The 5,678-nt window shown below is 70.6% G+C and carries 4 protein-coding genes; 1 reads left to right on the plus strand and 3 read right to left on the minus strand.

Going from position 1 to position 5,678, the window contains the following annotated elements:
- On the plus strand, positions 1 to 891 hold an 891-nt coding region (locus VHK87_RS15500; protein ID WP_329635793.1), incomplete at its 5' end, for a M24B family metallopeptidase.
- Here the strand turns inward: VHK87_RS15500 and VHK87_RS15505 are convergent.
- The 3 genes from VHK87_RS15505 to VHK87_RS15515 all read right to left on the minus strand — a co-directional run.
- On the minus strand, positions 888 to 2,306 hold the full coding sequence (locus tag VHK87_RS15505) for an NAD(P)-binding protein (protein ID WP_329635794.1): 1,419 nt from the start codon (positions 2,304 to 2,306) through the stop codon (positions 888 to 890). The genes VHK87_RS15500 and VHK87_RS15505 overlap by 4 nt on opposite strands.
- Positions 2,307 to 2,396: 90 nt before the next feature.
- Positions 2,397 to 4,598 (minus strand): tetratricopeptide repeat protein, encoded by a 2,202-nt coding sequence (locus tag VHK87_RS15510; RefSeq protein WP_329635795.1) that lies wholly within the window; start codon positions 4,596 to 4,598, stop codon positions 2,397 to 2,399.
- Between the two features lie 100 nt (positions 4,599 to 4,698).
- Positions 4,699 to 5,678: BRCT domain-containing protein (locus VHK87_RS15515; RefSeq protein WP_329635796.1), on the minus strand; the 980-nt coding region annotated here is incomplete at its 5' end.

The following is a 5,678-nucleotide window of genomic DNA, read 5'->3' on the forward strand; positions in this document are numbered from 1 at the left end:
CCGAGAGCCTGCAAGAACGCCGTGGAGATCGAAGGCGCCCGGCGGGCCCATGCGCGCGACGGCGCCGCCCTCTCCCGCTTCCTGCACTGGCTGGCCACCGAGGCACAGACCAGCCTGCCCGACGAGGTCGAGGTGGTCACCCGCCTGGAAGGCTTCCGCGAGCAGACCGGGGCGCTGAAGGACCTCTCCTTCGACACCATCGCCGGCGCGGGACCGCACGGCGCCATCGTTCACTATCGCCCCACTGCCCGGCTCAACCGCCGCACCGAGCCCGGCTCCCTGCTGCTGGTGGATTCCGGCGCCCAGTACCTGGACGGCACGACGGACGTAACCCGCACCGTCGCCATTGGCGAGCCCAGCCGCGAGATGGCCGAGCGCTTTACCCTGGTGCTGAAGGGCCACCTGGCGCTGGCCCGCGTCCGCTTCCCGCAAGGCACCACCGGCTCAGCGCTCGACGCCCTGGCCCGCGCGCCCCTGTGGTCGGCCGGCCTGGACTACGACCATGGCACCGGCCATGGGGTCGGCTCCTACCTCGGCGTCCATGAGGGTCCGCAGCGGATCTCCAAGGCGCCCAGCACCGTGCCCCTGCGGCCTGGCATGATCGTCTCCAACGAGCCGGGCTACTACAAGGAAGGCGCCTACGGCATCCGCATCGAGAACCTGCAGTTCGTCACCGAGCCGGCCCCAGTGCCCGGCGGCGAGCGCCCGATGCTCGGCTTCGAGACCCTCACCCTGGCCCCCATCGACCGCCGCCTGATCGTCCGCGAGATGCTCACGGACGAGGAACGCGGCCAGATGGACGCCTACCACGCGCGCGTCCTCTCGGTGGTCGGCCCGCAGGTCGAGCCCGACGTCCGCGCCTGGCTGGAAGAGGCCTGCGCGCCGCTCTAGGCAGGCTCCAGCGCCGCGCCTGCCTGCGCGCCCGCCATGAGCTCGGCGATCCGCGTCAGGGCCGGACCGGCCGCCTCGCGATAGCGCTGAAGGATGGCCAGCCGCTCGGGCGTCGGCTCGCGGACCGCGCGGGCGATGATGCCGGAGAACCTGTCCAGCCGGGAGTTGGCGAGCCAGGCCTGCAGCTCGGGCGACTGAGACCAGGCGCGGCGGTTGGCGAAATCCTCCAGCTGCATCCGCAGCCAGTCGAGGGGTTCGTCGGGCGCCGGCACGGGCCGGCACATGGCGTTCTTCTCCGCCTCGCCGGCGATCGCCGCCTCCAGATGGGCCACGAACGCCGCGCTGAGGCACGGCGAGCAGCGGCGCACGTGCTGCAACAGGATCCGCTCGCCCTGGAAGATCGGCTGCGGCGGGCGGCGCGGGATACCGTCGGCGGTGCAGTTCACATGCACGCGGCTGGGCGAGGTGGGGACGCTCCCGCCGTCGAGCACGATGCGACCCGCCTCGATCGCCCGGACGTGCCCGAGCCGCACGACGTCCTTGACGCTGCGCAGCAGCTCCAGCTCCGGCGCGCTGACGATGGCGCAGCGGTACATGGCCGGCGTCACGGTCCGGAGGATCCGCGCCAGCAGGCCTGCCGCCTCCAGCCGTCCGAAGAGGTCCTCGATGGAGGCGGCGTCCCGCGCCGCCTCCAGCTCGCCCGCCATCGCGCCGACGGTGGGGATGAAGAAGTCGAAGCTCGGCTGCAGGTTCTCGCGCGGCAGCAGCCACGGATCTCGTGGCCGGATCCAGGTGATCCGGTCCCGCGCGACGCCCTGCTCCAGCAGCCAGACGACGCTGTCCATCGCGGTCTTGCCGGCCCCCAGGATCCCGAAGCCGTCGGGCGCCTCGCGCACACCCGGCAGCGCATGCGGCGGGATGCAGCGCACGCCCGGCGCGATGTCGAAGCTCGGCGGATCGGTAACGGGCAGGCGGGTGTCCGCATAGGTCGCATCCACCAGCTTCCTGCGTGCGCACAGCCGCGTCCGCGCCCCGGTGATCCGCGAGGCGGCGATCCCGTCAGCGTAGTCGGTCAGCGGCAGCCAGGTGACGCGCCCGCTCGGCAGAAAGCGCTGCCGCATCAGTTGATCGTAGTAGGCGAGAACCTCCGTCCCGCTCGCCTGCTCCAGCAGGCCCCGGTTGATCCCCACCGCCTCGATGGCTTCCGAGCCCAACGCCCGCGACTCCGCGCCGTAGACCAGGGACGGCCCGTGCAGCCGCACGAACGGATAGGCGTCGTTCCAGTGGCCGCCGGGCTTGGCCCGCCGATCGACGATCGCCAGGCTCGCGTCCGTCTCGGTCAGCAGGGTGTCGGCGAACGCCATCCCTGCGGCCCCCGCGCCGACGATCACGTAGTCGACGTCCAGTTCGTCCATTGCGGCCTCCGTCGCCTTCGCTGGCGAGCGTCTGAATGCCACTGTCTCCGGCGCTCCGCTTGGAGGAGCGCTGGAGATTTCCTGGAGACTCTACGCCGCGGCCCGGCTCGCCGCCTGGGCCGGCGGCGCGCCGCGACGGCGGGCCAGCACCGCCTCGCGCTTCTTCGCCACGTCAGCCTCGATCTCTCGGATCATCGCCTGGAACCTGGGATCGCCGCGGAGCGGCGCCAGCATCGGGTAGGTGTCGAGCCGCAGGAAGACGTCCATGTCGTAGAGCGTGCGGTAGCCCGCATCGATCGCCGCGCGCAGCTCGGCCAGCGCCCGCTCATTGTCTCCCATCATGGCGAAGGCCTTCATGCGGGCGATGCGCCGGGCGTGCGACTGCCACCTTCCGGGCGTGGGCTCGGTCACCCGTAATGTCTCGTCCAAGATCCGCCGCGACTGCCCCTGATCGCCGAGCTGGGCGATGACGAAGGCCGCGGCGACCACCTCGTTGGCGGCGCTGGCCGACACCTGCGGCTCCGGCTCGAACAGTTCGGGATGGATGATCAGCAGCTGCTCACGGGCGAATTCGTAGTCGCCCGCCAACGCCGCCGCGGAGAAGCCGATGGCGTGCCAGATGGGATCGGGCTCGGGCTGCACCAGGAACTTGCGGCTGTGGGCGAGCAGCTCCTGGTACTGGCCGTCGGTGATCATGGTCACCGCATTGGCGACTTCGGCCGCCACGGGCGAGGACTTCAGCTGCTCCACCGTCGCCGCCATGTCCGGCCTAAGGCCGAGGTTCAGATAGAGGTGAGCCAGCTCCAGGCCGGCGGAGGGGTCGGTGCCCGGCTGCGCGGCGGCGCGCAGCCAGGGCTCAGCCTCATCGAGCTTGCCCTGCACGATCAGAAATCCGGCCAGGTTCTGCTTGGTGTCGATGAAGTCGGGGAACAGCTCGGCGGCGGTGCGGTACTGGCGCTCGGCCGCCGCGAAGTCGCCGGTCGCGGCTAGCGCCTCGGAAAGGTAGGTCTGGGCGATCTTGTCCAGCGGATCGATCGCCAGCGCGCGGCGCAGGTAGGTGATCGCCTCCGCCGGCCGGGCGATAGCGATGTCGGCGCCGTAAAGGCTGAGCGCCTCCGGATTTCGCGGCTCCAGTTCGGCCGCCCGCTTGAAGGAGGCGGTCGCTATGCCCTCGCAGCTCTGGCAGGACGCTCGGATGAACTTCATCCGGTTCACCCAGCCACGCGCGATGTAGGCCGAGGCGGATTTCGGATCGAGCTCCAGCGCCTTGGCGATGGCCGTCTCCGCCTCCCGGATGGTGGGCCGGAAGTCGCCCTGAAGGTGGTGCTGGACCAGCAGCGCCGAGGCCTGGGCCAGGCCCGCGTAGCCCTCGGGATTGTTCGGCTCCAGCTCGATCAGCCGCTTGAAGCCCTTGTGGGCCGCGGTCAGCTGCGCGAGCCCCAGGTGGCGCAGCTGCGCGCGCGACGTCAGCTCCAGCTCGTAGGCCTCGGGGTTTCGCCGGCTCGCCCGCGTCTTGTCACCCGCGTCCAGTTCGGCCTTCAGCGCCTCGGCGACGGCCTCGGCGATCTCGGTCTGGATGACGAAGGCGTCGCTCATGTCGCGGTCGTAGGTCTCGCTCCACAGGTGGAAGCCGTCGGAGACCTTGATCAGCTGGGCGGTCACCCGCAGCCGGTCGCCGTCGTGTCGCACGCTGCCCTCGACCACGTGGGCGACGCCCAGCTTCTTGCCGATCTCGCGCAGGTCCTCGTTCTTGCCCTTGAAGTAGAAGGCCGAGGTCCGCCCGGCGACCTTCAGGTCCTCCACCTTGGCGAGGGAATTGATCACCTCCTCGGTGAGGCCGTCGGCGAAGAACTCCATCTCTGGCCGCGTGGAGAAGCTGGCGAACGGCAGCACCGCCACCGACTTCTCCTCCGACGGCAGCAGCGGGACCCGCGCCGCGCCGCCGAACAGGCCCGTGACCTGCAAGACCGTGATCACCAGCACGCCGCCGATCGCCGCCAGAAGGGCGCCGTCGAACAGGCCGAACTTCAGCGGCGGCGCGTCCTCGGGCGGAGCTTCGGTCCGCCGCACGCCCCCCTCCGGCGCGCGCTCGAAGGCCCAGGCGATGATGGTGGCGATGGGCAGGCCGAGCGCCAGCAGGACCAGCAGCAGGGGCGAGGTCCACTTGGGGAAGCCCATCACCTCGAAGATGGTCTTGGCGATGCCGAACAGCGCCCAGGCCGTGACCAGGTAGACGCCACCCACACGGATGACGTTTCGCCGCTTCAGCTCACTGAGGAACCGTCCCGCCAAGCCCCGTCCCCCTTAGGACTTAAGGACTATGCCGCAACTGTGCCGGGCGCCAAGGTTTTCGGCGCCGCCGTTCGCTGATCCGCGCCCCGCGTCGGCGGGCTCAGCCGGCGACCAGCGCCAGCCACTCGTCCTCTGTAAGGACCTGAATCCCAAGCTCGGCGGCGGTTTTCAGCTTCGAGCCGGCGCCAGGCCCGGCGACCACCAGATCGGTCTTCTTGGACACCGACGAGGCGACCTTGGCGCCGAGGCTCTCGGCCTGCGCCTTCGCCTCCTCGCGGGTCATCCGCTCCAGCGAGCCGGTGAAGACCACCGTCTTACCGGCCACCGCGGTGTCGCTCTTGGGCTTTTCGGCGTCCAGGACGGTGAGCTCGGCGACCAGGTTCTGCACCGCACGCCGGTTGTGGTCCTCGGCGAAGTAGCTGGCGGCGGCCTCGATCACCGCCGCCCCGATCTGGTCCATGGCGTCGAGCTCTTCCATGGCGCCTGGGTCGCGCTCGGCGACCTTGTCCATCGCCTCCAGGAAGTGCGGGGCGCTCCCATAGCCCCTGGCCATCACCACCGCTGTCGTCTCGCCGATGTGGCGGATCCCCAGGCCGTAGATGAACCGGTCGAGGGAGATGGTCCGCCGCGCCTCGATGCCGGCGATCAGGTTGCGCACGCTGGTCTCGCCGTAGCCGTCCGTGGCGCGCAGTTCGGCGAGCTTCGCCTCGTCCTTGGCCAGCTTGAAGATGTCGGCCGGCTCGCTGATCCAGCCGCGCTGCACGAAGGCGGTCAGCTGCTTCTCGCCCAGGCCCTCGATGTCGAAGGCGCGCCGGGAGACGAAGTGGCGGAGGTGGGCGAGCTTCTGGAACGGACAGGCGAACTCGCCCGTGCAGCGGCGCACCACCGTCTCCGCTCCCGAGGCCGTGGTCTCGCGGGCCACCGGCGTCGTCAGCGGGCACGGGCAGTGGGTCGGGAACTCGTAGGGGACCGCGTCCTTGGGCCGCTCCTCGGGGACGGCGCCGAGGATCTGCGGGATCACATCGCCGGCGCGCTGCAGGATCACCGTATCGCCGATCCGCACGTCCTTGCGGGCGATCT

Source organism: Phenylobacterium sp., assembly GCF_036263695.1.
In the GTDB taxonomy this organism is placed as follows: domain Bacteria; phylum Pseudomonadota; class Alphaproteobacteria; order Caulobacterales; family Caulobacteraceae; genus Phenylobacterium.

What these genes read in the sequence shown, in the direction of transcription:
- VHK87_RS15505 (WP_329635794.1), bottom strand. Translation starts at nt 2,306, where the DNA reads ATGGACGAACTGGACGTCGACTACGTGATCGTCGGCGCGGGGGCCGCA.